Source organism: Streptomyces sp. NPDC127114 (assembly GCF_042677525.1).
Lineage (GTDB): Bacteria > Actinomycetota > Actinomycetes > Streptomycetales > Streptomycetaceae > Streptomyces.
Map to the genome: position 1 here is coordinate 39,733 of NZ_JBHXTJ010000013.1, position 20,435 is coordinate 60,167.

Below are 20,435 nucleotides of genomic sequence, written 5' to 3' on the forward strand. Positions count from 1 at the left end.
TCGGCAACACGCTGTAGTGACTTGTCGACATGGAAGGCGTGCATATCCGCAGGAAACAAGGGGTGTACGGCATTTGAGGGGCCGTAAGACCGCCTGGAAACGGTCTACCCGTTTCGGTTACGCCTCGATCCTGTTTGCGGATCTCAATCGGGCGAAGCTCCGGGCGAGGAGCCTTGACACGTGCATCTGGGAGACCCCGAGCTCCTGGCTGATCTGAGACTGGGTCAGGTTGCTGTAGTAGCGCAGCATCAGGATGCGCTGCTCGCGCTCGGGCAGCTGGACGAGCAGATGCCGTACGAGATCGCGGTGTTCGACCCCGGCGAGCGCGGGATCCTCGTAGCCGAGCCGGTCGAGCAGGCCCGGCAGGCCGTCGCCTTCCTGGGCCGCCTCCAGGGAAGTGGCGTGGTAGGAACGGCCGGCCTCGATGCAGGCCAGCACCTCGTCCTCGCCGATCTTCAGCCGCTCGGCGATCTCGGCGGTGGTGGGCGAGCGGCCGTGCGCGGTGGTCAGGTCCTCGGTGGCGCCGTTGACCTGCACCCACAGCTCGTGGAGGCGGCGGGGCACGTGCACGGTGCGGACGTTGTCGCGGAAGTAGCGCTTGATCTCGCCGACCACGGTGGGCATGGCGAAGGTGGGGAACTGTACGCCGCGGTCGGGGTCGAAGCGGTCGATGGCGTTGATCAGGCCGATGGTGCCGACCTGGACCACGTCCTCCATCGGCTCGTTGCGGCTGCGGAAGCGGGCGGCGGCGTACCGCACGAGCGGCAGGTTGGCCTCGATCAGCGCGCCGCGCACGCGGTGGTGCTCGGGGGTTCCCGGCTCGAGGTTCTTGAGCTGTCCGAAGAGCACCTGGGTGAGGGCGCGGGTGTCGGCGCCGCGGGTGCTCTGGGGTCGGGGGCGAGGGGGCTCCGGGGTCCCGGCCTCGTTCTGGGGCGGGACTTGAGGCGCTGTACTGGCCGGCACGTTCACGCCACCCCTTCAGGTCAACTTCGCATGTCAACTTCGGTCGACTCATCCGTCAAAAGCGGTCATAGCATCACAAGACATGTCCACTGTGTGCAAGCACCGGATAACCACGTGTTGAGGGCGCGTTGGGCGGGTAAAAACCTGGGCCCCTCGCCGTCGAACGGCGAGGGGCCCAGGGGAGAGTGCGTCGCTTCGCGGTGGAGCCGGGGTGGTCTCCGACCGGCCTTCGACCGGTCTCAGAACTCGTAGTCGGCGATCACCCACGTGGCGAACTCGCGCCACTGGGCGACGCCCGCCTGATGCGCCGGGTGGTCGAGGTAGCGCTGGAGCGCGTCCTTGTCCTCGACGGCGGAGTTGATGGCGAAGTCGTACGCGATCGGCCGGTCGGTGATGTTCCAGTCGCACTCCCAGAACTTCAGCTCCGGGATCTGCGAACCGAGGGCACGGAAGGCCTCGACGCCCGCGGTCACGCGCGGCTCGTCGCGCTGCACGCCGTCGTTGAGCTTGAAGAGGACCAGATGGCGGATCACGGCGGTACTCCCGGTAGTCCGGAGCCGTCTTAGTTGACGAGCTCGGTCATGAACTGGCCGACGCCTTGAGCGGCGCTCGATATGCCCTCGAACCCTACCTGGACGAGGTCCGCCGCCCTGGCCGGGGATGTGATGATCGTGTACAGCACAAAGACCACGACCGCGTAGAGCGCGATCTTCTTCGCCTGCGCCATTCGTCCGCCCTCCCCTGGCCGAGATCCGCCCGCGCCTCTCCGGCCGCGTAAGCCTAACCGAGTCTTTATGGACCAAGGGCCCGGGGATCGGGGCCTTTTGCCGCCCCCCGGAAGGGTGACGGACGAGCAGGATGGATGTCGAGCCCGGCGGATCTGGCAGGAATCCGCAGGGCATGGAACCGGCCCACACTGCGGGGTCCGCGCCGCGAGCTTCCCCCCTGACTGCGGCGCAGGACTTGCGGGCCGGGTCTCATCGGGGGGAGCGGCTTGTCCCCCCGATGCCGCTCCCCCCGTCCAGATCGTCCCGTCCGGATCGTCCCGTCCGGATCGCCTCGTCCGGATCGCCTCGTCCGGATCACCGGAACCCGGGCAGCGACGTCCCGCGGGCAGTGACGAACACACGCCCCGGTAGTGACATGGGCATGGCTGTACGTACGGCCGAGGGCTAGGCTGACCACCCTTCCCAGGCGTCACAGGCGTTCCCGAGGGGGGCGAGCGGTGAGCACTCCCGAAGACGACGGATCCGGCTACGAGCACGACGGAGCCGGTTACGAGGACGAAGGGGGCGGCTACGAGGACGTCGGAGCCGGTGAAGAAGGGCGCGGCGAGCCCGCGCGTTCGTACGCGTCCGGGCGCGACATGTACGTCGCCGAGCAGGGCGACCTCCACCTCTACCTCCAGGAACCCGACGGCACCGAGCTGCACCGCACCGTGGGCCCGGCCACCGACGACGACTGCCCCTACCCCGGCCTCGTGGCCTTCACCGCCGACCGGGCCGACCACTACTTCGGCCGCGCCCGGCTCCGCACCGAGCTCGGCGAGCGGATCGCCGACTGCCACGCCGCCCGTACGCCCCTGGTCGTCGTCGCGCCGTCCGGCGCCGGCAAGACCTCCCTGCTCCAGGCCGGCCTGTGGCAGGACCTCGACCGGGGCCGGGTGCCGGTGCCCGGCTCGCGCGACTGGCCCCGGCTGCTGCTCACTCCCACCGCCCGCCCGTCGTACGAGCTCACCGCCCGCCTGGCCCGGCTCGCGGGCCTCCCGGAGCCGGAGTCCGAGGCGGAGCCGCCGCCCGGAGCGGCGCCCGGCTCCGTGGCCGCGCTTGAGTCCGTAGCGGAGCCGCCGTCCGTAGCGGCGCCCGGCTCCGTGGCCGCGCTTGAGTCCGTAGCGGCGCCCGGCTCCGTGGCCGAGCCCGGCTTCGGAGGAGAGCCGGGTGCTGCATGGGCGCGGCTCGCCGAGCGATTACGGCGGAAGACCGGCCGGAGCGGAGGCGGCGGCCGGATCCTCCTCGTCGTCGACCAGGCGGAAGAGCTGTTCACCCTCTGCGACGACCCCGCCGAGCGGCAGGCCTTCGTCGACCTCCTCGCCCGGCTCGCCGACCCCGGTGACGGCACCGCCCCGCTCGCCGTGGTCGTGCTCGCCCTGCGCGCCGACTTCTACGCCCGCTGTGCCGAGCTGCCCTGGCTGCGCGCCGCCGTGCAGAACGGCCAGCTCCTCCTCGCTCCGCTCAGTCGCGACGAACTCCTGGACGCGATCCGGCTGCCCGCCCGGGCCGCCGGCCTCCGGCTCGAACCGGGCCTCGTCGAACTCCTCGTCGCCGACTTCGGTGCCACCCGCGGTCTCGTCGAGCCCGGAGCCCTGCCGCTGCTCGCCCACGCCCTGCGCGCCACCTGGCAGAACCGGCAGGGACGGCTCCTCACCGCCGCCGGCTACACCGGCACCGGCGGCGTCGCCCACGCCCTCGGCAACACCGCCGAAGCCGTCCACGAACGTCTCGACCCCGCGGCCCGGCGCACCGCGCGCCGGCTCTTCCTCGGCCTCGTCGCGATCGGCGAGGACAGTGCCGACAGCCGCCGCAGGATCCGGCGCGACCAGCTCCTCTCCGGCATCCCCGAGCAGGAACGGGAAGCCGCCGAGGCCGTCCTCGCCGCCTTCACCTCGCGGCGGCTCCTCGTCCAGGAACGGGACACCGTCTGCCTCACCCACGAGGCCCTGCTCACCGCCTGGCCTCGGCTGCACGCCTGGATCAACGACGACCGGCCCCGCAACCTCGTCCTCCAGGACCTCGACACCGCCGCCCGCACCTGGCACGCCGGCGGGCGCGAGGCCGGCGACGTCTACGAGGGCAAGCGGCTCGACCGGGCCCTCGCCGCGGCGCCGGAACCCGCCGATCCGGCCGAGGACGACCCGTTGCGCCGGGCGTTCCTCGACGCCTCGGTACGGCGGCGCCGACGTGCCGTACGGAACCGGCGCCGGCTCGCGGCGGTCCTGGCCGCGCTCGTCCTGATCGCCTCGGTGGCGGCCGTGGCCGCCGTACGCCAGCGCGACACGGCCCGCGCCGAGCAGCGCGCGGCCCTCGCCGCCCGCATCGTCGCCCAGGCCGACCGCCTCCGCGGCGCGGACCCGGCCCTCGCGGCCCAGCTCAACCTGGTGGCCCACCGCCTGGCGCCGCGCAGCGAGACGACGCTGAACCTGCTGGCGGACGGGAACACGATCATGCCGCGGACCCTCACCGGCTTCCGTCTCGATGTCGGCACGGTGGTGTACCGCCCGGACGGGAAGGTGCTCGCGGGCGTGGACACGGGCGGCACGATCAGGCTGTGGGACGTGGCCGACCGGTCCCGCCCGCGGCCGCTGGGCAGGCCGATCGAGGACGTCGGCGTCGTCGTCAGCCTCTCCTTCAGTCCCGACGGCCGCACCCTCATCGCCGGCCGCTACAACAAGGGCGTGGCCCTGTGGAACGTCGCGGACCCGGGCCGGCCGGTTCCCCTCGATCCGCCGCCGGGTGTCGGGAAGGGCAGCGGCAACATGGCGTTCAGCCCGGACGGCAGACTGCTCGTGGGCATCGGCCCCCAGGGCCGGATCCTCTTCTGGGACTTCACGGACCCGGCCCGGCCCGCCCTGCTGCCCCGGACGCTCACCGGCTTCACGGGCTTCCCGGTACGCCTCGCCTTCGGGCCGGACGGCCGTACCCTCACCGCCACCGGCAACGACTTCTCCGTCTGGGTGTGGGACCTGGCCCGGGCGGACCGGCCGCCCGCCCGGCTCGTGCCGCCGACCGTGACGCACGCGGTGTACGAGACGGTGTACAGCCCGGACGGCCGCACGCTGGCCATGGTCAACGACAACCGGGTCTGGCTCTGGAACCTCACGGACCCCTCCCGGCCCACCCGGCACCCCGTGTACCTCCCGACGGTGGGCACCCGCGCGTCGGCGCTCGCCTTCAGCCCGGACGGACAGACCATCGCGGTCGCCGACGACGCCCGGACCGTACGCCTCTGGGACGTCGCCGACCCGGCCGACCCCAAGGGACGGCCTGCGGTTCCGCAGGTCGTGGAGCATGTGATGGGGCTCGCGTTCGCCGCGGACGGGCGCACCCTGGCGGGCGGCACCGAGGGCGGAACGATCAAGCTGTGGAGCCTCCCGGACCGGACGCTGCCCGCCGCCGCGTACGACTCCGAGGCGCTCGCCTTCACGCCCGACGGCCGGATCCTCGCCACCGGCGGAAAGGACGGCACGGTTCGCCTGTGGAGCCTCGCGGAACCGGTCCGGCCGCGGGCTATCGGTGAGGTGCGCACCGATACGGACGCGGTGACGGCCCTCGCCTTCGGGAAGGACGGCCGCACCCTCGCCGGCGGAGGCGCCTCCGGAGCGCTCGGTCTCTGGGACGTCGCCGATCCCGCCCGGCCCCGGCGACTCGGCCGCCCCGCGGCGCGCCCCGAAGGGCCGCTCGCGCTGGGTCCCGACGCCCGGAGTGCCGCCGCCGGCGACACGGGCACGGCCGCGGTGTGGGACCTGTCCGACCCCGCCCGGCTCCGGCGGACCGGCCGGTCCCTCCGCGGGGACAGGTACGTCGAGGAGCTGGCCGTCGGCCCCGGCGCGGGCACGGTCGCCGTCGGCTACGGCGACGGAAGCCTCGCCCTGTGGGATCCCGCGAAGCCTTACCCGCTGGCGGAGTTGGCGGGTGCCGACCCCAAGGCCCTGGCGCCGCAACGGCTGGTCTTCTCCGCGGACGGCCGCACCCTCGCGAAGGCCGACCGGGCCGTCCTCACCGTGTGGGACGTGACAGACCCGGCCCGGCCCGTCGCCCGTGGCGCCGCGACCGGCAGCAGCATGGTGACCTCACTGGCCTTCAGGCCGAGCGGCGACCTGCTCGCCGAGGGGAACGCCGACGGCACGGTCAGGCTCGCCGACTCGGCCCGGCCCACGCCCCTCAGCCGTGGCCTGTTCGGAGGGACGGCCCGGGTCACCGCCCTCGCCTTCGCCCCCGACGGCCGCACCCTCGCCAGCGCCGGTGAGGACCAGCCCGTGCGCCTCTGGTCCACCGACCCCGACGCGGCCGCCCGTTGGATCTGCACGGCCGCGGGCAACGTCATCACCCCGGCCCAATGGGCCCAGTACGTCCCGGGATTGGCGTACGAGCCGCCCTGCGGGGGAGAGGGGGGAGGGACGGGGGCTCAGGGCTGAGGGTGTGAAAAAACCTCCCCGATCCGCGTTTCCGCAGTTCGGGGAGGTTCTCTGGCGGTAGCGGAGGGATTTGAACCCTCGGTGACTTGCGCCACACTCGCTTTCGAGGCGAGCTCCTTCGGCCGCTCGGACACGCTACCGAGAGAGAGCTTAGCCCAAAGGCGCCGTGGACTGAAATCCGTATCCCCCGGCACGCTCTCCGCAGGTCAGCGGTCGCGGAAAAAGCGGGTCAGCTGCGCCGAGCAGTCCTCCTCCAGGACGCCGTGGATCACCTCGGGCCGGTGGTTGAGACGGCGGTCGCGGACCAGGTCCCAGAGCGAGCCGGTGGCACCCGCCTTCTCGTCCCACGCGCCGAACACCACCCGTTCGACCCGCGCCTGGACGAGCGCGCCCGCGCACATCACGCAGGGCTCCAGGGTCACGACGAGCGTGCAGCCGGTCAGCCGCCACTCGCCGGTCGCCGCCGCGGCCCGCCGCAGGGCGAGGACCTCGGCGTGGGCGGTCGGGTCGCCGGCGGCCTCCCGCTCGTTGTGGCCGCTGGCGATGACCCTGCCGTCCGGGGAGAGCACGACCGCGCCGACCGGTACGTCACCGGCCGACGCTGCCAGGTCGGCCTCGGCGAGGGCGAGCCGCATCGGGTCCCGCCAGGGGTCCCGTACGGGGTCCGCGCCCGCGATCGGGCCGGGTGTCGCGAGGGGTGGCACTAGCGCACGGTCTCCAGGATGTCCGAGGCGCCGATCGCGTCCGCGACCTCGCCGAGGGCGTCGTCGGTGATGGCGAGGAGCTGCTTCTCGGGCAGGCCGAGGTCGGCCAGGATCCGGGTCTCGCCCAGCGGGCCGGCCGGCGCGACGCCGGCGCCGGTCACCGTGTCGTCGTCCTCGTCGTCGTGCTCCGGCTCACCGTCCTCGGTGCCGTCCAGGTCGGTCAGTTCGTCGAGCTGGTCGTCCTGGTCGTCGTCGCCGAGGAGTTCCGAGGTGAGGATCTCCCCGTACGAGGAGCGGGCCGCGGCGGCCGCGTTCGAGACGAAGACCCGGGGGTCGTCCTCGCCGTCGACACGGACGATGCCGAACCACGCGTCCTCCTGCTCGATGAAGACGATCACCGTTTCCCCGTCGTCACTGGCGGACTCGCGGGCCAGATCGGCCAGATCCGCCAGCGTCTCCACGTTGTCGAGCTCCGTATCGCTCGCTTCCCACCCGTCTTCGGTGCGCGCGAGCAGTGCGGCGAAGTACACCTGACTCTCCCACTGATCAGAGGTGTGATGATCCGGCGGCGACGCTCCTGATGCCCCGCCCAATCGGCATCGTGACAGAAACCTCGGCCTCAGGAGAGGTCTTCGGCTCTTGCGTCGTGCATCAGTCTGAACGACGCCCGGATCGGGCGGGCGCGCGACCCCGGCGCACGGAGGGGGCGCACGGCCGGCCCGCACGGCCGGACGGCCGGCCCGAGCTCCGCAGGTCAGCGCCCTTGCGGACCGGGTCCGCGCGGCCGGCGCTCACCAACGGAAAGTCCGCATCCGCATCGCCTGGCGCATCCGGGCCGCCCGGGCGCGCCGCGGCTGCACGCGGTCGCGCAGCGCCTTGGCCTCGTTCAGCTCGCGCAGGAACTGCGCGCGGCGCCTGCGACGCTCCGCGTCGGTCTCCTGGCGCGGCTCCCCCTCGGGAGGGTCCGCGCCGGACTTGCCGTCCAGGTCGGGCATAGGCCACACCACCCCGTGACTGGGTCCCTGTGTCCCCACCTTCCCTCGCTGGCGTGGGTTGACGCCAGTCCCGGCTACTGTTGGGGCATGCGTCTCCACGTCGTCGATCACCCGCTGGTCGCCCACAAGCTCACCACGCTGCGCGACAAGCGCACGGACTCCCCGACCTTCCGCCGGCTGGCCGACGAGCTGGTCACCCTGCTCGCCTACGAGGCGACCAGGGACGTGCGCACCGAGCAGGTCGACATCGAGACCCCCGTCACGCCGACGACCGGCGTGAAGCTGTCGCACCCGCGGCCGCTGGTGGTCCCGATCCTGCGGGCCGGTCTGGGCATGCTCGACGGCATGGTGCGGCTGCTGCCCACCGCCGAGGTCGGCTTCCTGGGCATGATCCGCAACGAGGAGACGCTGGAGGCGTCGACGTACGCGACGCGGATGCCGGAGGACCTGTCCGGCCGCCAGGTGTACGTCCTCGACCCGATGCTCGCGACCGGCGGCACGCTGGTGGCGGCGATCCAGGAACTGATCAAGCGCGGTGCGGACGACGTGACCGCCGTCGTGCTGCTCGCCGCCCCGGAGGGCGTCGAGGTCATGGAGCGCGAGCTGGCGGGCACGCCGGTGACGGTCGTGACGGCCTCGGTCGACGAGCGGCTGAACGAGAGCGGCTACATCGTGCCGGGCCTCGGCGACGCGGGCGACCGCATGTACGGCGCGGCGGAGTAAGCGGAGTAATCCGTACGCGCCCGCTCGCCCGGGGCCACGGCCTCGGGCGTCAGCAGCGGCCCGGTACCGGCTTCGGCTTGTTGAGCGCCACGAGCGCCGCGTCCGCCACCGCCTTCGGGTCGAGCGTCTTGAAGGCCGTACCGATGATCAGGTCGACGTCCGCCGTGGTGCGGGCGTCGACCTTCGTCGTGGCGCCCTTCAGCTGGGTGCCGACGACGGAGAAGGTGCCCTTGGCGGCGCCGGGGGCGCCGAGCAGCAGTCCGGCGCCCGGGACCTTCTTGTCGTAGGCGGCGGGCGCGTTCCCGACCTTGCCGATGAGGAAGCCGCGCTTCTTCAGCTCGTCCGCGGTCGACTTGGCGAGCCCGCTGCGCGGGGTCGCGTTGTAGACGTTGACCGTGATCTGGGCAGGCTTGGGCAGCGCGGCCGCGGCGGGTTGCGCGGTCGGCTTGGGCGCGGGCTTGCAGTCCGGTCTGCCCGCGGCCGTGGTGGTCTTCTCTTCGCCGCCGGAGAAGACGTCGATCAGCTGCACCGTTCCCCAGCCGGCCGCGCCGAGCACGAGGACGGCGGCCGCGGCTCCGAGGACGATCCTGCGCCGACGACGGGGGCGGCGCATGCGCGGGTAGACGTCCCCTGTGATGCGGTACTTTCCGCCCATTCCGGGGGGAGTGAGCATGCTCATGAGCGCAGCGTAATGCCGCCCGTGGAGGATGCCTACTGGATGATCATGTGATCGCGTCCGGATGGGGGTGAAGAGGCCCCGAAAGGATCAGCCGGGGCCGCGCCGTCGGCCGGTGAGGGGCGTCCAGCCGGGGACGTGTGTCAGCGGGTGGAGCCGTCGGCCAGGGACGGGCGTCAGCCGGGCGGCGCCGCGCGCCTGCGGCGTCGTCGGCCGGCGCGCCCGGGTGCACGAGGGGTGCGCCCGGGCGCTCAGTCCAGTTCCAGGACGCGGGCGTGCAGCACCTGGCGCTGCTGGAGCGCGGCCCGGACCGCGCGGTGCAGTCCGTCCTCCAGGTAGAGATCGCCCTGCCACTTCACGACGTGCGCGAAGAGGTCGCCGTAGAAGGTGGAGTCCTCGGCGAGCAGCGTCTCCAGGTCCAGCTGGCCCTTGGTGGTCACCAGCTGATCGAGGCGGACCGGGCGCGGTGCCACGTCCGCCCACTGCCGGGTGCTTTCCCGGCCGTGGTCGGGATACGGCCGGCCGTTTCCGATGCGCTTGAAGATCACACGGAAAGCCTACCGGGCAAGCGGCTCCCGGCGCAGCCACGCGGGCCCGGTGCGATGCTGGGGCAAACCGGGTGAAAACGTGACAGGGGTCTGCGATGAGTGCGACTGAGCAGCCGTGGGCGGAGATCGCCGCCGGGTACGCCTTCGACGGAGCCGCACTCGATCTGGGGGCTCTGCTCTGGGACGGCGCGTGTCACCCGGACGCGCAGGTCCGCATCCCGCTGCCGATGCTCAACCGGCACGGTCTGGTCGCGGGCGCGACCGGCACCGGCAAGACCAAGACGCTCCAGCTGATCGCCGAGCAGCTCTCCGAGCACGGCGTGCCGGTCTTCCTCGCCGACATCAAGGGCGACGTCTCCGGCATCTCCGCGCCGGGACAGGACGGCGAGAAGGTGCGGGAGCGGGCCGGACAGGTCGGGCAGGACTGGTCGGCGAGCGGCTTCCCGTGCGAGTTCTACGGGCTCGGGGGCGGCGGCATCCCCATCCGGGCCACGGTGACGAGCTTCGGCCCGGTGCTCCTGTCGAAGGTGCTCCGGCTCAACCAGACGCAGGAGCAGTCGCTCGGCCTGATCTTCCACTACGCCGACGCCAAGGGCCTCGAACTCGTCGACCTGAAGGACCTGCGGGCGGTGGTCGCCTTCCTCGTCTCCGATCTCGGCAAGCCCGAGCTGAAGGGCATCGGCGGGCTGTCGACGGCGACGGCCGGGGTGATCCTGCGGGCGATCACGGCCCTGGAGCAGCAGGGGGCGGGCGGGTTCTTCGGAGAGCCGGAGTTCGACACGAGCGAGTTCCTGCGGACGGCGGCGGACGGGCGCGGTGTCGTGTCCGTACTGGAGCTGCCGGCCGTGCAGGACAGGCCGCAGCTGTTCTCGACCTTCCTGATGTGGCTGCTCGCGGACCTCTACGGCGACCTGCCGGAGGTCGGCGACCTCGACAGGCCGAAGCTGGTCTTCTTCTTCGACGAGGCGCATCTGCTCTTCAACGGGGCCTCGAAGGCCTTCCTGGAGTCGGTGACGCAGACGGTGCGGCTGATCCGCTCCAAGGGCGTCGGGATCTTCTTCGTGACGCAGACGCCGAAGGACGTGCCGGCCGACGTGCTCGCCCAGCTCGGCAACCGGGTCCAGCACGCGCTGCGGGCGTTCACGCCGGACGACGCGAAGGCGCTGAAGGCGACCGTACGGACCTTCCCGAACTCGGCGTACGACCTGGAGGAGGTGCTGACCGGGCTCGGCACGGGCGAGGCGGTGGTCACCGTCCTCGGCGAGAAGGGCGCCCCGACCCCGGTGGCGGCGACGCGGCTGCGGGCGCCGCGGTCGCTGATGGGCCCGATCCCGGCGGAGGACCTGGCGGCGGCGGTGAAGGGCTCGCCGCTGTACGGGCGGTACGCGGAGGCGGTGGACCGCGAGTCGGCGTACGAGAAGCTGACCGCCGAGCAGCAGGCGGCGGAGGCGGCGGCGGAGCGCGCCGTGTCCGAAAAGGAAGGAGCGAGGGCTCCTCGGGAGAAGGAGGAGCCCTCGCTCGTCGAACAGGTCGTGGGAAGCGGCCTGTTCAGGTCGCTCGCGCGGTCGGTCGGGACCCAGCTGGGCCGGGAGATCAGCCGCTCGGTCTTCGGCACGGCGCGCCGCAGACGTTGACCGTCAGGCGGTGCTTACTCGGTGACCTCGTGGTGGTCCTCGTGCAGACCGCCGCCGCTGCCCGCGTCGCCCTTGGTCGGGACGAACGGGACCGGCTTCTTCAGGGAGCTGAGGTCGTGGGCGTAGGTGCCGACGGCGTTGGCGATGACGTCGACGTTGACGTCGAACGCGGTCATGTCGATGTTGTTGATGTCGTCACCCGCGGCGTGGTAGTTCACGTCGTAGGCGACGCCCGCCTCGCCGCCGAACTTCGCGGCCTGCGCGGCGGTCTTGATGCCCTCGGCGCCGGTGAAGGTGCCGCCGGAGGGGATGCCGACCTCGATGAACGGCCCGTAGTCGGAGCGGCCCGTGAAGTCGGTGCCCTCGTGCGGCAGGCCGCGCTTGTCGAGGAAGTCGTTGATGTCGCGCTCGAGCTGGGCGGAGCCCTCGGGGCCGGCTTCCGCGCCGACGCCGTCGGAGTTGTCGCCGTCGTACACGAAGAGTCCGTAGTTCGGCGAGGCGATCATGTCGAAGTTGAGGTAGAGCTTGATCTCCTTCCGGTCCAGGGAGCTCATGGTGGCCACGTAGTGGTCCGAGCCGACGAGGCCGACCTCCTCGGCGGACCACCAGGCGAAGCGGATCTTGTTGCGGACCTTGTCCTGCGACGGGGCGAGCTCCAGGGCGGCCTGGAGGAGACCGGCGGAGCCGGAGCCGTTGTCGTTGATGCCGGGGCCGGCGGTGACGGAGTCGAGGTGGGAGCCGAGCATCACGGTGTTGGCGGCGTTGCCGCCCCTGGTCTCGGCGAGGACGTTGTTGGTGGAGCGCCTCTCGATGAGCTGGCGGATCTCGAAGTCGAGGTTCACCGGGCCCTTGGCGAGGTCGGCGACGAGCTTCTCGCCCTCGGCCTTCGTGATGCCGCCGGTCGGGATCCGGCCGTTGGCCGGGTCGCTGAGGGTGCCGGACAGGACGCCGTCGACGTTGTTGTAGACGATCGCGCCGACCGCGCCGGCGTCGGCCGCCTGCTGCTGCTTCACGGCGAAGGCGCACCCGCCGCGCTTGATGAGCGCGATCTTGCCGGTGAAGGCGCCGGAGGCGTAGTCCCCCGGCTCGCAGCCGGTGGTGCCGTCGGCGTCGACCGGGACGGCCTTGAGCTCGGCCTTGATGCCGCCCGTCGGCGTGGACTTCGAGTAGGTCATCGCCCGGATCGGCAGGTCGCGCGGGGCGGGGGAGAGGACGGCGGCCTTCTCGGCGAGCGTCTGCGTGTACCAGAAGTCGAACTTCTGGTACCTGACGTCGTAGCCGGCCTTCTTGAGCCGGCTGTAGACGTACGCGGCCGAGGCGTCGTGGCCGAGCGTGCCGGCCGCGCGGTTGCCGCCCGCCGAGTCGGCTATGGCCTGGAACTTCTGCAGGTGCTTGAAGGCGTCCGTCGCGGTCGTCTCGCGGACCAGCTTCCTCGCGAGCCGGGCGGCGTCGCGGGCCTCCGCCGCTCCGGGTTCGGGCGTGGCGGTGGCGGGCGCGGCGAGCATCAGCGGGGTGGCGAGCGCGGCGACGGCCAGAACGGCGGCTGCTCTGCGCTGAGTTGCGTTCACAGAAGTCCTTCCCGGTACGGACGAGGTAGAGGGGAAGTTAGCGATCGCCGGGGATGCTGTGAACACATCTCGCGCAATTCCTGTCAGGTGGAACAGGATTGACATGGGGAATTATCAATTCCCACGGGTTTTAGTCCTTTTGGCGCTATTCGCGCTTTTGGCAGCCTTGGCAGCCTTGGCAGCCTTGGCAGCCTTGGTGGCCTTGGTGGTTCTGGCGGACGTGGCGGGCTTCGTGGCCGCGGAGGCCTTCGTGGCCCCGGAGGCCTTGGCCGCCTTGGCCGCGGCCTTCATCTCCTGCTTGTGGGCGCGGACCTTCGCCAGGGATTCGGGACCGGTGATGTCGGCGGCGGAGCGGTAGCAGTCCTTCTCGCCGTACGCGCCCGCCGCCTCGCGCCAGCCCTCGGGGCCGACGCCGTACTGCTTGCCGAGCAGGGCCAGGAAGATCTGCGCCTTCTGCTTGCCGAAGCCGGGCAGCGCCTCCAGGCGGGCGAGCAGCTCCTCGCCGCTCGTCGCGTCCCGCCAGACCGCCTCCGCGTCGCCTCCGTACTCGTGCACCAGGAAGCCGCACAGCTGCTGGATCCGCTTGGCCATGGAGCCCGGGTAGCGGTGCACGGCCGGTTTCTCGGAGAGCAGTGCGGCGAAGGCCTCCGGATCCCGGGCGGCGATCTCGTGGGCGTCGAGGTCGTCGTGGCCCATGCGGGTGGCGATGGTGTACGGGCCGGAGAAGGCCCACTCCATCGGCACCTGCTGGTCGAGCAGCATGCCGACGAGCGCGGCGAGCGGGGAGCGGGCCAGGAGCTCGTCGGCTTCGGGCTGCTGGGCGAGGTGGATCACGGGGCTCATGTTCCGGTCGGCCATGTTCCGATCATCCCGCCGAGGCGGGCCACCCGCCCGGTGACTCACCCTTTCGCGGGGCCGGCTCAGGGTGGGGCCGGCCGTGCGCGGCTCAGGCCTTCGCGAAGCGGGCGAGGGCGTCCATGACGAGACGACGGGTCTCGTCGCTGCCCAGGTGCCCGGCGCCCTCCACCACGTGGAGCTCGGCGTCCGGCCAGGCCTTGACCAGCTCCCAGGCGGTGTGGAGCGGCCCGCCCATGTCGAACCGGCCGTGCACGAGGACGCCGGGAATGCCGGCCAGCCGGCCCGCGTCCCTGATCAGGGCGCCCTCCTCCAGGAACGCGCCCTGCGAGAAGTAGTGGGAGCAGATCCGTACGAGGGCCAGCTGGGCGGTGTCGACCCGGTCGGAGTACGGGGTGCCCTGGCCCTCGCCGGAGAGGACGGCGTCCTCCCAGGCGCACCAGTCGGCGGCGGCCTTCTCCCGTACGGCGGGGTCGGGGTGGCCCATCCGGGCCGCGTAGGCGCCGAGCAGGTCCGGGGCCCCGTCCACTCCGTCCCGGAAGCGCTCGTGGGCCTCGGGGAAGAAGCGGCCGACGCCCTCGTACAGCCAGGCCGTCTCGGAACGGCGGGTGGTCGTCACGGACGGGATGACGATCTCGGTGACCCGATCGGGGTGCGTCTCGGCGTAGGCCAGGATCAGGGTGGAGCCCCAGGAGCCGCCGTACAGCAGCCAGCGGTCGATCCCCAGGTGCTCGCGCAGCCGCTCCATGTCGGCGACGAGGTGGGCGGTGGTGTTCACGGCCATGTCGGTGGCCGGGTCGCCGGCGTGCGGGGTGGAGCGTCCGCAGCCGCGCTGGTCGAACTGGACGATGCGGTAGTGCTCCGGGTCGAAGACCCGGCGCGCGTGCGGCGAGGAGCCGGAGCCGGGGCCGCCGTGGACGACGAGCGCGGGCTTGCCGTCGGGGTTTCCGGCGACGGACCAGTGGACGTGGTTGCCGTCGCCGACGTCGAGCATGCCTTCGTCGTACGGGGCGATCTCGGGGAATCTCTCCAGACGCATCCGGCCGACGCTACCGGTTGCCGGTCACCCGCGTCGCCGGGTTTTCGCACCACTCGAGGACCGAGGGCCAGGGCCCGTAGCCGCCGTGCTCGGGGTTCAGGTGCCCGCCGCCGGGCACGTGGTCGAGGTCGAGCCCGAGGGGGACGCCGTAGTGGACGTCGGCGCCCTCGGGGCAGTACGGGTCCCCGTCCCCGTACACGAGCCGCGCCCGCGCACCGCGCCGGTCCGGACCCGGTCCGAGGTCGAGCCCGTCGGCGAAGCCGGCGATCTCCGGGATGGAGGCGGTGACCTGCGGCGAGGGCGGCGCGACGAGCAGCACCCGGTCGGCCTCGGGCGCCCGCCCGGCGGCGACCGCCCGCAGCCAGAGCAGCACGGACAGACTGTGCGCGACCACGACGAACTCGGAACCGTCACCGGGCCGTTCGCCGTGCTTCTCCAGCGCGGCGAGCCAGTCCTCCAGTACGGGCGCGTCCGCCTCGGGCAACTGCGGATACCGCACCTCGTGCCCACGCTCCCGCAGCTGCCCGGCGAGCCAGTACTGCCAGTGGCCGGGCGGACGGTGGTTCTGGAAGCCGTGGAGGATCAGATAGGTGGTCATGACACCGATGCTGGGGCCGGATGCCCGGTCGGGTCCAGAGTAGTTTCGAGGAATGGACGGCTTACGGGAGTGGGGCGCCGCCCTCGACGGGGTGCGGGTGGTCGGCCTCGGCGAATCGACGCACGGTACGGCGGAGTTCTTCCGGCTCAAGCACCGGCTGGTCGAGCACCTGGTCACGGAGCACGGTTTCCGTACGTTCGCGATGGAGGCGAGCGCCTCGGCAGCCCTCGCCGTCGACGGGTACGTACGGCGCGGGGAGGGCGACGGGGCCGCGGCCCTGGCCGGGCTCGGCTTCTGGACCTGGCGGACGCGGGAGGTCCTGGACCTGGTCGAGTGGTTGCGCGCGTACAACCGGGGGCGTCGTTCGGCCGACCAGGTCGGCTTCGTGGGCGTCGACCCGCAGCGGTGCGCGGCCTCGGTGGCGCACTTCGGTGAGCGCGCCGGTGTGCTGTCGGTCCTGGCGGACGCACAGCCAGGATCCCTGCCCGGGCGTGGGGCGGAACTGGCGGCTGCGGCACGGGCCTTGCCCGTCGTGAGCGGGGACGACCAGCGTCACGCTCGGATCCTGGCGCGCGCGGTGGACGTGGTCAGCGCGCCCCGGCCGGAGCTGTTCCGGGTCAGGGACGGCCACATGGCGGACGCGGTCGGCGAGCTGATCGCCGCCGATCCCGGTGCGCGGATCGCGCTGTGGGCCCACAACGGCCATGTGGCCGTACGGGGCCGGTCGCTCGGTGCCCAGCTGCGCGAGCGGTACGGCTCCGCGTACTACGCACTCGGCCTGTTCTTCGGCGAGGGCGCCTTCCGAGCCCGCCGGATGTGGCCCGGCCCGTGGGGGCCGCGTCTGAAGCGGCCCTCGCCGGTGGCCGTCAACCGGATCGGCCCCCCGCCGCCCGGCTCCTTGGAGGCCCTGCTCGCGGAGCGCGGCGCCCACGTGCGGGACCTGCGGAGCGCGGCCGAGCTCTGGTTGTGGGAGCCCCTGCCGTCCCGCTCGTACGGCGCGTACGTCTCCCGTGGTGTCTACCGTCGCAACGTCACGCCGACGGTGCCGGCGGAGGAGTACGACGGCCTGGCGTACGTCCCGGTGTCGACGCCGTCCGTGCCGTACTAGTGCGTCTGCAGGCTCAGCAACTGCCGTATGCCCGCCTTCAGTTCGTCCGCCGAGATGCGCTGCTCCTGGGAGAGGTGGTGCATCAGGCTGGGGGAGAACGGGGCCAGGAGGAGGTGGGCGAGGAGGGGGGCGTTGGCGGTGGGGCGGGTCTGGGAGACGAGGAGGGTGAGGTGGGTGTGCATCGCGAGGTACGCGCCGCTGGTGTAGCGCGCGCTGGGGGCCGCCGTCTGCGCGGCGAGCAGGATCTCGCGCTGCTCGACCACCCGGTCGACGAGCGCGTCCAGGAACGCGTCGAGCCGCTGCGCGGCGGGCGCGCCGGGGCCGAGCGGCGGCGGGCCGCTCAGATACGCCTCCTGGAACTGCCGCTCCCGGTCGTCGAGCAGCGCCCACAGCAGCTGCGAGACGTCACCGAAGCGCCGGTACACCGTGCCGACGCCGATGCCGCTGGCGTGGGCGACCTGGTTCATGGTGACGGCCTCGGGGCCCCGCTCGGCGACGATCCGGGCGGCGGCGTCGAGGATCTTGCGCCGGTTGCGGGCGGCGTCGGCGCGCTCGGGCGCGGGACCGCCGACGGTCGGCAGGAGGTTGAGCAGCGGCGAGGGCGCGGCGGGCGTCGCCGGTGTCGGGCCGCCGCTCTCGGCCTGCCGTTTCGTCGTGCTCATCCGTCGCTCCCTGCCTTCCTCGCGCGTCCCCCTCGCATCGGTCCCTGACCTGAGCATACCTGCACCCCTTGCGAACCGGATAGCTGTCCGTTTAGCCTGGGGAACGTTGAAGCGGAAAGTAATCCGGTTACAGGACGCCTTCAGGAGGGCTCGTCATGTCCGTCAAGGTCGCCGTCATCTACTACTCGGCCACGGGGAACGTCCACCAGCTCGCCCAGGCCGTCGCCGAGGGCGCCGAGAAGGCCGGCGCCGAGGTGCGGCTCCGCCGGGTGCCCGAGCTCGCTCCCGACACCGCCATCGACTCCAACCCCGCCTGGCGCGCCCACGTCGACGCCACCGCCGAGACCGTCGAGGTCGCGACCCTGGACGACCTGGAGTGGGCGGACGCCTACGCGCTCGGCTCGCCGACCCGTTTCGGCAACGTCGCCGCCCAGCTGAAGCAGTTCATCGACACCTCCGGCGGCCTCTGGAACCAGGGCGTCATGGCCGACAAGCCCGCCACCGCCTTCACCAGCGCGTACAACACCCACGGCGGCAACGAGTCCACCCTGCTCGCGCTCTACAACACCTTCCACCACTGGGGTTCGGTCATCGTCTCGCCCGGCTTCACCGACCAGTCCGTCTACGCGGCCGGCGGCAACCCCTACGGCACCGCCCACCCCGGCGCCAACGGCGAGCCGGACGAGAAGGTCCTCGCCGCCGCCCGCTACCAGGGCGAGCGCCTGACGAAGATCGCCAAGCGCCTGAAGGGCCTCGCGGTCGACTGACGTCGGCGATTCCGATCGGCCGGCTGCCTGAGTACCCCCGGGGAAGATACCCCCGGGGGTACTTCTGTTAGGGTCGTCCGTATACCCCGGGGGGTAAATTCCCGAGGCCGGAGGTTCCTGAGGTCCCGAGGTTTTCGGGGTTCCTGGAGTTCTCGGTGCCTCGGAGTTCCTGGAAGGAGTACGGGCGTGTTCTTCGTGGACACCGTCGAAGTGCCGGGCCTCGGCAACCGCAGCTACCTCGCGGGCGGCCCCACGACCGCCGTCGTCGTGGACCCGCCGCGCGACATCGACCGGGTGATCGCCGCCGCCGCGCTGCGCGGAGTGCGGATCTCCCACGTCGTCGAGACACACGTGCACAACGACTACGTGAGCGGCGGCCACGAGCTCGCCAGGATCACCGGCGCCGTGTACGTCGTGCCGGCCGCCGCGCCCGTCTCGTACGAGCGGCTGCCCGTGGCCGACGGCGACACCCTCGCCGTCGGCGAAGGCCTCGTCCTGCGGGCCGTCGCCACGCCCGGCCACACGCCGCACCACACCGCGTACGTCCTGGAGGAGGGCGGCGAACCCGTCGCCGTCTTCACCGGTGGCTCCCTGCTCGTCGGCACCGTCGGCCGCCCCGACCTGGTCGAACCCCGGCTCACCGCCTCCCTGGCGCGCGCCCAGCACGCCTCCGCGCACCGGCTCGCGGCCGAACTGCCCGACGCCACCACCGTCCTGCCCACCCACGGCTTCGGCAGCATGTGCGCCGCCGCCAGGTCCGGGAACGGAGCGGGCAGCCCAGGAGGCGCTGGCGGTCCGGGCGGTCCGGGCAGCACTGGAGGCACGGGCGGCCCGGGCGGTTCAGGCAGCCCGGGCGGCGCGACCACGATCGGCGAGCAGGCGGCCGTCAACGAGGCCTTCGCCAAGGACGTCGACACCTTCGTCGCCGACCTGCTCGCCGGCCTCGACGACATCCCCGCCTACTACGCCCACATGGGCCCGCTCAACTCCGAGGGCCCCGCGCCCGTCGACCTCACGCCGCCCGCCGTCGCGGACGCGGACGAGATCGCCGCGCGCCTCGCGGCCGGCGAGTGGGTGGTCGACCTGCGCAGCCGGGTCGCCTTCGCGGAGGGCCACGTGGCCGGCTCGTACAACATCGAGGCCGGCGAAGGACCCGGCGGGCAGCTCGCCGTGCTCCTCGCCTGGCTGATTCCCTGGGGCAGGCCCGTCACCCTGCTCGCCGACTCGCCCGAGCGACTGGCCAGGGCCCAGCGCGAACTGGTCCGGGTCGGCATCGACCGGCCCGCCGCGGCGGCGACCGGCACGCCGGAGGAGTGGGTACCGGAGGGCGAGCGGCCGGCGAGCTTCCGCCGCGCGGTCTTCGCGGACCTCGCCTCCGAACTGCCGCACAGAGCTGTGTTGTTGGACGTGCGGCGCGCCTCCGAGCGGGCCTCGGCCGGTCACGTCGAGGGTTCCCGGCACATCCCGCTGCACGAACTGCGTTCCCGGATGCGGGAGATACCGTCCGGCGTTCCGGTCTGGGTGCACTGCGCGGGCGGTCTGCGCGCGTCCGTCGCCGCGTCGCTGCTGGCCGCGGCCGGTCGCGAGGTCGTCGCCGTCGACGACTCCTTCGCGAACGCGCCGGTCACCGGCCGATGACCCTCGCCCTCGCCCTCGCCGCCGGTGCCGGGGCGGTGGTCGGGCTCGCGCTGGGCGCGCTCGGTGGCGGCGGCAGTGTGCTCGCCGTGCCCGCGCTGGTCTGTCTGCTCGGACTCACCCCGGCCGCCGCCACGACGGCGAGCCTGCTGATCGTGCTCGGCACGTCCGCGACCGCGCTGTACGGGCATGCCCGCGACGGCCAGGTCCGGTGGCGTACGGGAGCGCTGTTCGCCGCGGCCGGTGTCCTGCCGGCCGCGGCGGGCGGGCTGCTCTCGGCCCGGCTGCCGGAACCGCTGCTCACCCTCGGGTTCGCGGCGGTGGCGGCGGTCGCGGCGGTACGGATGGTCCGCCGGGCCCCGGCAGGGGAGGGCGAGCGGCGGGTACGTCGCTCGGGTCCTGCGGTCGCGGGCGCCGGGGCCGGGCTGGGTGCCGTGACCGGGGTGCTCGGCGTGGGCGGCGGGTTCCTGACCGTGCCGGCGCTCGTCCAGGTCGTCGGACTGCGGATGCGCCCGGCGGTCGGGACCAGCCTGCTGGTCGTCGCCGTCAACGCGCTGGTCGCGCTGCTGGCCCGCGCCGGCGCCGCGGGAAGCGCCGTACCGGTGGACTGGGCGGTCGTCGCCCCGTTCGCGGGAGCGGCGGTCCTCGCCGCCTGGGACGGCCGCCGCCTGGCCTCCCGCGTCCCGGGGGACACCCTGCGCCGGGCCTTCGGTCTCGTCCTTCTCGCGACCACGGCCGCGATGCTGGCCGACCTGGCGGTCTGAGGGCG

At 72.8% G+C, this 20,435-nt stretch carries 20 protein-coding genes and 1 tRNA gene; 7 read left to right on the top strand and 14 right to left on the bottom strand.

Annotated features, from left to right (window positions below):
• Positions 1-117 precede the first annotated feature (117 nt).
• The 3 genes from ACFVGS_RS15855 to ACFVGS_RS15865 all read right to left on the bottom strand — a co-directional run bounded on the left by ACFVGS_RS15855 (position 118) and on the right by ACFVGS_RS15865 (position 1,690).
• Positions 118-963 (bottom strand): RNA polymerase sigma factor SigF, encoded by an 846-nt coding sequence (locus tag ACFVGS_RS15855; protein WP_384407452.1) that lies wholly within the window; start codon positions 961-963, stop codon positions 118-120.
• Between the two features lie 239 nt (positions 964-1,202).
• Entirely contained in the window at positions 1,203-1,496 is a 294-nt protein-coding gene (locus ACFVGS_RS15860; RefSeq protein ID WP_384407450.1) for a Dabb family protein, read from the bottom strand.
• Between the two features lie 29 nt (positions 1,497-1,525).
• Complete coding sequence (locus ACFVGS_RS15865; RefSeq protein ID WP_164986384.1) at positions 1,526-1,690, bottom strand: hypothetical protein; 165 nt, start codon at positions 1,688-1,690, stop codon at positions 1,526-1,528.
• Positions 1,691-2,188: 498 nt separating this feature from the next.
• On the opposite strand from ACFVGS_RS15865, the gene ACFVGS_RS15870 reads away from it, so the two are divergent.
• A complete protein-coding gene (locus tag ACFVGS_RS15870) occupies positions 2,189-6,154 on the top strand; it encodes a WD40 repeat domain-containing protein (protein WP_385692742.1) in 3,966 nt (1,321 codons plus the stop codon).
• Between the two features lie 52 nt (positions 6,155-6,206).
• Here ACFVGS_RS15870 and ACFVGS_RS15875 read toward each other — a convergent pair.
• The 4 genes from ACFVGS_RS15875 to ACFVGS_RS15890 all read right to left on the bottom strand — a co-directional run bounded on the left by ACFVGS_RS15875 (position 6,207) and on the right by ACFVGS_RS15890 (position 7,853).
• Positions 6,207-6,294, bottom strand: a tRNA-Ser gene (locus tag ACFVGS_RS15875).
• A gap of 66 nt (positions 6,295-6,360) precedes the next feature.
• A complete protein-coding gene (tadA, locus tag ACFVGS_RS15880; protein WP_384407672.1) occupies positions 6,361-6,789 on the bottom strand; it encodes a tRNA adenosine(34) deaminase TadA in 429 nt (142 codons plus the stop codon).
• Between the two features lie 68 nt (positions 6,790-6,857).
• The gene (locus ACFVGS_RS15885; RefSeq protein ID WP_385692743.1) at positions 6,858-7,388 is read right to left on the bottom strand and encodes a hypothetical protein; all 531 of its coding nucleotides are present in this window, start codon (positions 7,386-7,388) and stop codon (positions 6,858-6,860) included.
• Between the two features lie 261 nt (positions 7,389-7,649).
• The gene (locus ACFVGS_RS15890) at positions 7,650-7,853 is read right to left on the bottom strand and encodes a hypothetical protein (protein WP_384407444.1); all 204 of its coding nucleotides are present in this window, start codon (positions 7,851-7,853) and stop codon (positions 7,650-7,652) included.
• Positions 7,854-7,940: 87 nt separating this feature from the next.
• Between ACFVGS_RS15890 and upp the strand changes: the two genes are divergently transcribed.
• On the top strand, positions 7,941-8,576 hold the full coding sequence (gene upp / locus ACFVGS_RS15895; RefSeq protein WP_384407442.1) for a uracil phosphoribosyltransferase: 636 nt from the start codon (positions 7,941-7,943) through the stop codon (positions 8,574-8,576).
• A 49-nt stretch (positions 8,577-8,625) separates the two neighbouring features.
• Here the strand turns inward: upp and ACFVGS_RS15900 are convergent, their stop codons facing one another.
• Positions 8,626-9,255 (bottom strand): LytR C-terminal domain-containing protein, encoded by a 630-nt coding sequence (locus ACFVGS_RS15900; RefSeq protein WP_384407440.1) that lies wholly within the window; start codon positions 9,253-9,255, stop codon positions 8,626-8,628.
• 248 nt (positions 9,256-9,503) lie between these two features.
• Complete coding sequence (locus ACFVGS_RS15905; protein ID WP_003999914.1) at positions 9,504-9,800, bottom strand: type II toxin-antitoxin system VapB family antitoxin; 297 nt, start codon at positions 9,798-9,800, stop codon at positions 9,504-9,506.
• Positions 9,801-9,895: 95 nt separating this feature from the next.
• Between ACFVGS_RS15905 and ACFVGS_RS15910 the strand changes: the two genes are divergently transcribed.
• On the top strand, positions 9,896-11,434 hold the full coding sequence (locus ACFVGS_RS15910) for a helicase HerA-like domain-containing protein (RefSeq protein ID WP_385692744.1): 1,539 nt from the start codon (positions 9,896-9,898) through the stop codon (positions 11,432-11,434).
• A 14-nt stretch (positions 11,435-11,448) separates the two neighbouring features.
• On the opposite strand, the gene ACFVGS_RS15915 is transcribed toward ACFVGS_RS15910, so the two are convergent.
• From ACFVGS_RS15915 to ACFVGS_RS15930, 4 genes are all read right to left on the bottom strand, one after another.
• A complete protein-coding gene (locus tag ACFVGS_RS15915; protein ID WP_384407436.1) occupies positions 11,449-13,002 on the bottom strand; it encodes a M28 family metallopeptidase in 1,554 nt (517 codons plus the stop codon).
• 114 nt (positions 13,003-13,116) lie between these two features.
• Positions 13,117-13,845 (bottom strand): HhH-GPD-type base excision DNA repair protein, encoded by a 729-nt coding sequence (locus ACFVGS_RS15920; RefSeq protein ID WP_385692812.1) that lies wholly within the window; start codon positions 13,843-13,845, stop codon positions 13,117-13,119.
• 103 nt (positions 13,846-13,948) lie between these two features.
• Positions 13,949-14,896, bottom strand: a complete 948-nt coding sequence (pip, locus tag ACFVGS_RS15925; RefSeq protein ID WP_384407434.1) for a prolyl aminopeptidase — start codon at positions 14,894-14,896, stop codon at positions 13,949-13,951.
• Between the two features lie 10 nt (positions 14,897-14,906).
• Positions 14,907-15,494 (bottom strand): RBBP9/YdeN family alpha/beta hydrolase, encoded by a 588-nt coding sequence (locus ACFVGS_RS15930; protein ID WP_385692745.1) that lies wholly within the window; start codon positions 15,492-15,494, stop codon positions 14,907-14,909.
• A gap of 52 nt (positions 15,495-15,546) precedes the next feature.
• On the opposite strand from ACFVGS_RS15930, the gene ACFVGS_RS15935 reads away from it, so the two are divergent.
• Positions 15,547-16,602 (top strand): erythromycin esterase family protein, encoded by a 1,056-nt coding sequence (locus ACFVGS_RS15935; protein ID WP_385692746.1) that lies wholly within the window; start codon positions 15,547-15,549, stop codon positions 16,600-16,602.
• Here ACFVGS_RS15935 and ACFVGS_RS15940 read toward each other — a convergent pair.
• The gene (locus ACFVGS_RS15940) at positions 16,599-17,264 is read right to left on the bottom strand and encodes a TetR/AcrR family transcriptional regulator (protein ID WP_384407428.1); all 666 of its coding nucleotides are present in this window, start codon (positions 17,262-17,264) and stop codon (positions 16,599-16,601) included. The two genes, ACFVGS_RS15935 and ACFVGS_RS15940, sit on opposite strands and share 4 nt — an antisense overlap.
• A gap of 155 nt (positions 17,265-17,419) precedes the next feature.
• Here ACFVGS_RS15940 and wrbA point away from each other — a divergent pair, with 155 nt between their 5' ends.
• The 3 genes from wrbA (at position 17,420) to ACFVGS_RS15955 (ending at position 20,430) form a co-directional block, all read left to right on the top strand.
• Positions 17,420-18,031, top strand: a complete 612-nt coding sequence (gene wrbA / locus ACFVGS_RS15945; RefSeq protein WP_384407426.1) for an NAD(P)H:quinone oxidoreductase — start codon at positions 17,420-17,422, stop codon at positions 18,029-18,031.
• 186 nt (positions 18,032-18,217) lie between these two features.
• Positions 18,218-19,669, top strand: coding sequence for a rhodanese-like domain-containing protein (locus ACFVGS_RS15950; protein WP_385692747.1), 1,452 nt, complete (start codon positions 18,218-18,220; stop codon positions 19,667-19,669).
• Positions 19,666-20,430 carry a sulfite exporter TauE/SafE family protein gene (locus ACFVGS_RS15955; protein WP_385692748.1) on the top strand — a complete coding sequence of 255 codons (765 nt, stop codon included), beginning with the start codon at positions 19,666-19,668 and terminating at the stop codon, positions 20,428-20,430. Before ACFVGS_RS15950 ends, ACFVGS_RS15955 begins: the two co-directional genes overlap by 4 nt.
• Positions 20,431-20,435 lie beyond the last annotated feature (5 nt).

Bases quoted from the DNA above. Each gene is read 5' to 3' on its own strand.
- ACFVGS_RS15865 (WP_164986384.1), bottom strand. From the start codon at position 1,690: ATGGCGCAGGCGAAGAAGATCGCGCTCTACGCGGTCGTGGTCTTTGTG.
- tadA (WP_384407672.1), bottom strand. From the start codon at position 6,789: ATGCGGCTCGCCCTCGCCGAGGCCGACCTGGCAGCGTCGGCCGGTGAC.
- ACFVGS_RS15890 (WP_384407444.1), bottom strand. From the start codon at position 7,853: ATGCCCGACCTGGACGGCAAGTCCGGCGCGGACCCTCCCGAGGGGGAG.
- upp (WP_384407442.1), top strand. From the start codon at position 7,941: ATGCGTCTCCACGTCGTCGATCACCCGCTGGTCGCCCACAAGCTCACC.
- ACFVGS_RS15900 (WP_384407440.1), bottom strand. From the start codon at position 9,255: ATGAGCATGCTCACTCCCCCCGGAATGGGCGGAAAGTACCGCATCACA.
- ACFVGS_RS15910 (WP_385692744.1), top strand. From the start codon at position 9,896: ATGAGTGCGACTGAGCAGCCGTGGGCGGAGATCGCCGCCGGGTACGCC.
- ACFVGS_RS15920 (WP_385692812.1), bottom strand. From the start codon at position 13,845: ATGAGCCCCGTGATCCACCTCGCCCAGCAGCCCGAAGCCGACGAGCTC.
- pip (WP_384407434.1), bottom strand. From the start codon at position 14,896: ATGCGTCTGGAGAGATTCCCCGAGATCGCCCCGTACGACGAAGGCATG.
- ACFVGS_RS15930 (WP_385692745.1), bottom strand. From the start codon at position 15,494: ATGACCACCTATCTGATCCTCCACGGCTTCCAGAACCACCGTCCGCCC.
- ACFVGS_RS15935 (WP_385692746.1), top strand. From the start codon at position 15,547: ATGGACGGCTTACGGGAGTGGGGCGCCGCCCTCGACGGGGTGCGGGTG.
- ACFVGS_RS15940 (WP_384407428.1), bottom strand. From the start codon at position 17,264: ATGAGCACGACGAAACGGCAGGCCGAGAGCGGCGGCCCGACACCGGCG.
- wrbA (WP_384407426.1), top strand. From the start codon at position 17,420: ATGTCCGTCAAGGTCGCCGTCATCTACTACTCGGCCACGGGGAACGTC.
- ACFVGS_RS15955 (WP_385692748.1), top strand. From the start codon at position 19,666: ATGACCCTCGCCCTCGCCCTCGCCGCCGGTGCCGGGGCGGTGGTCGGG.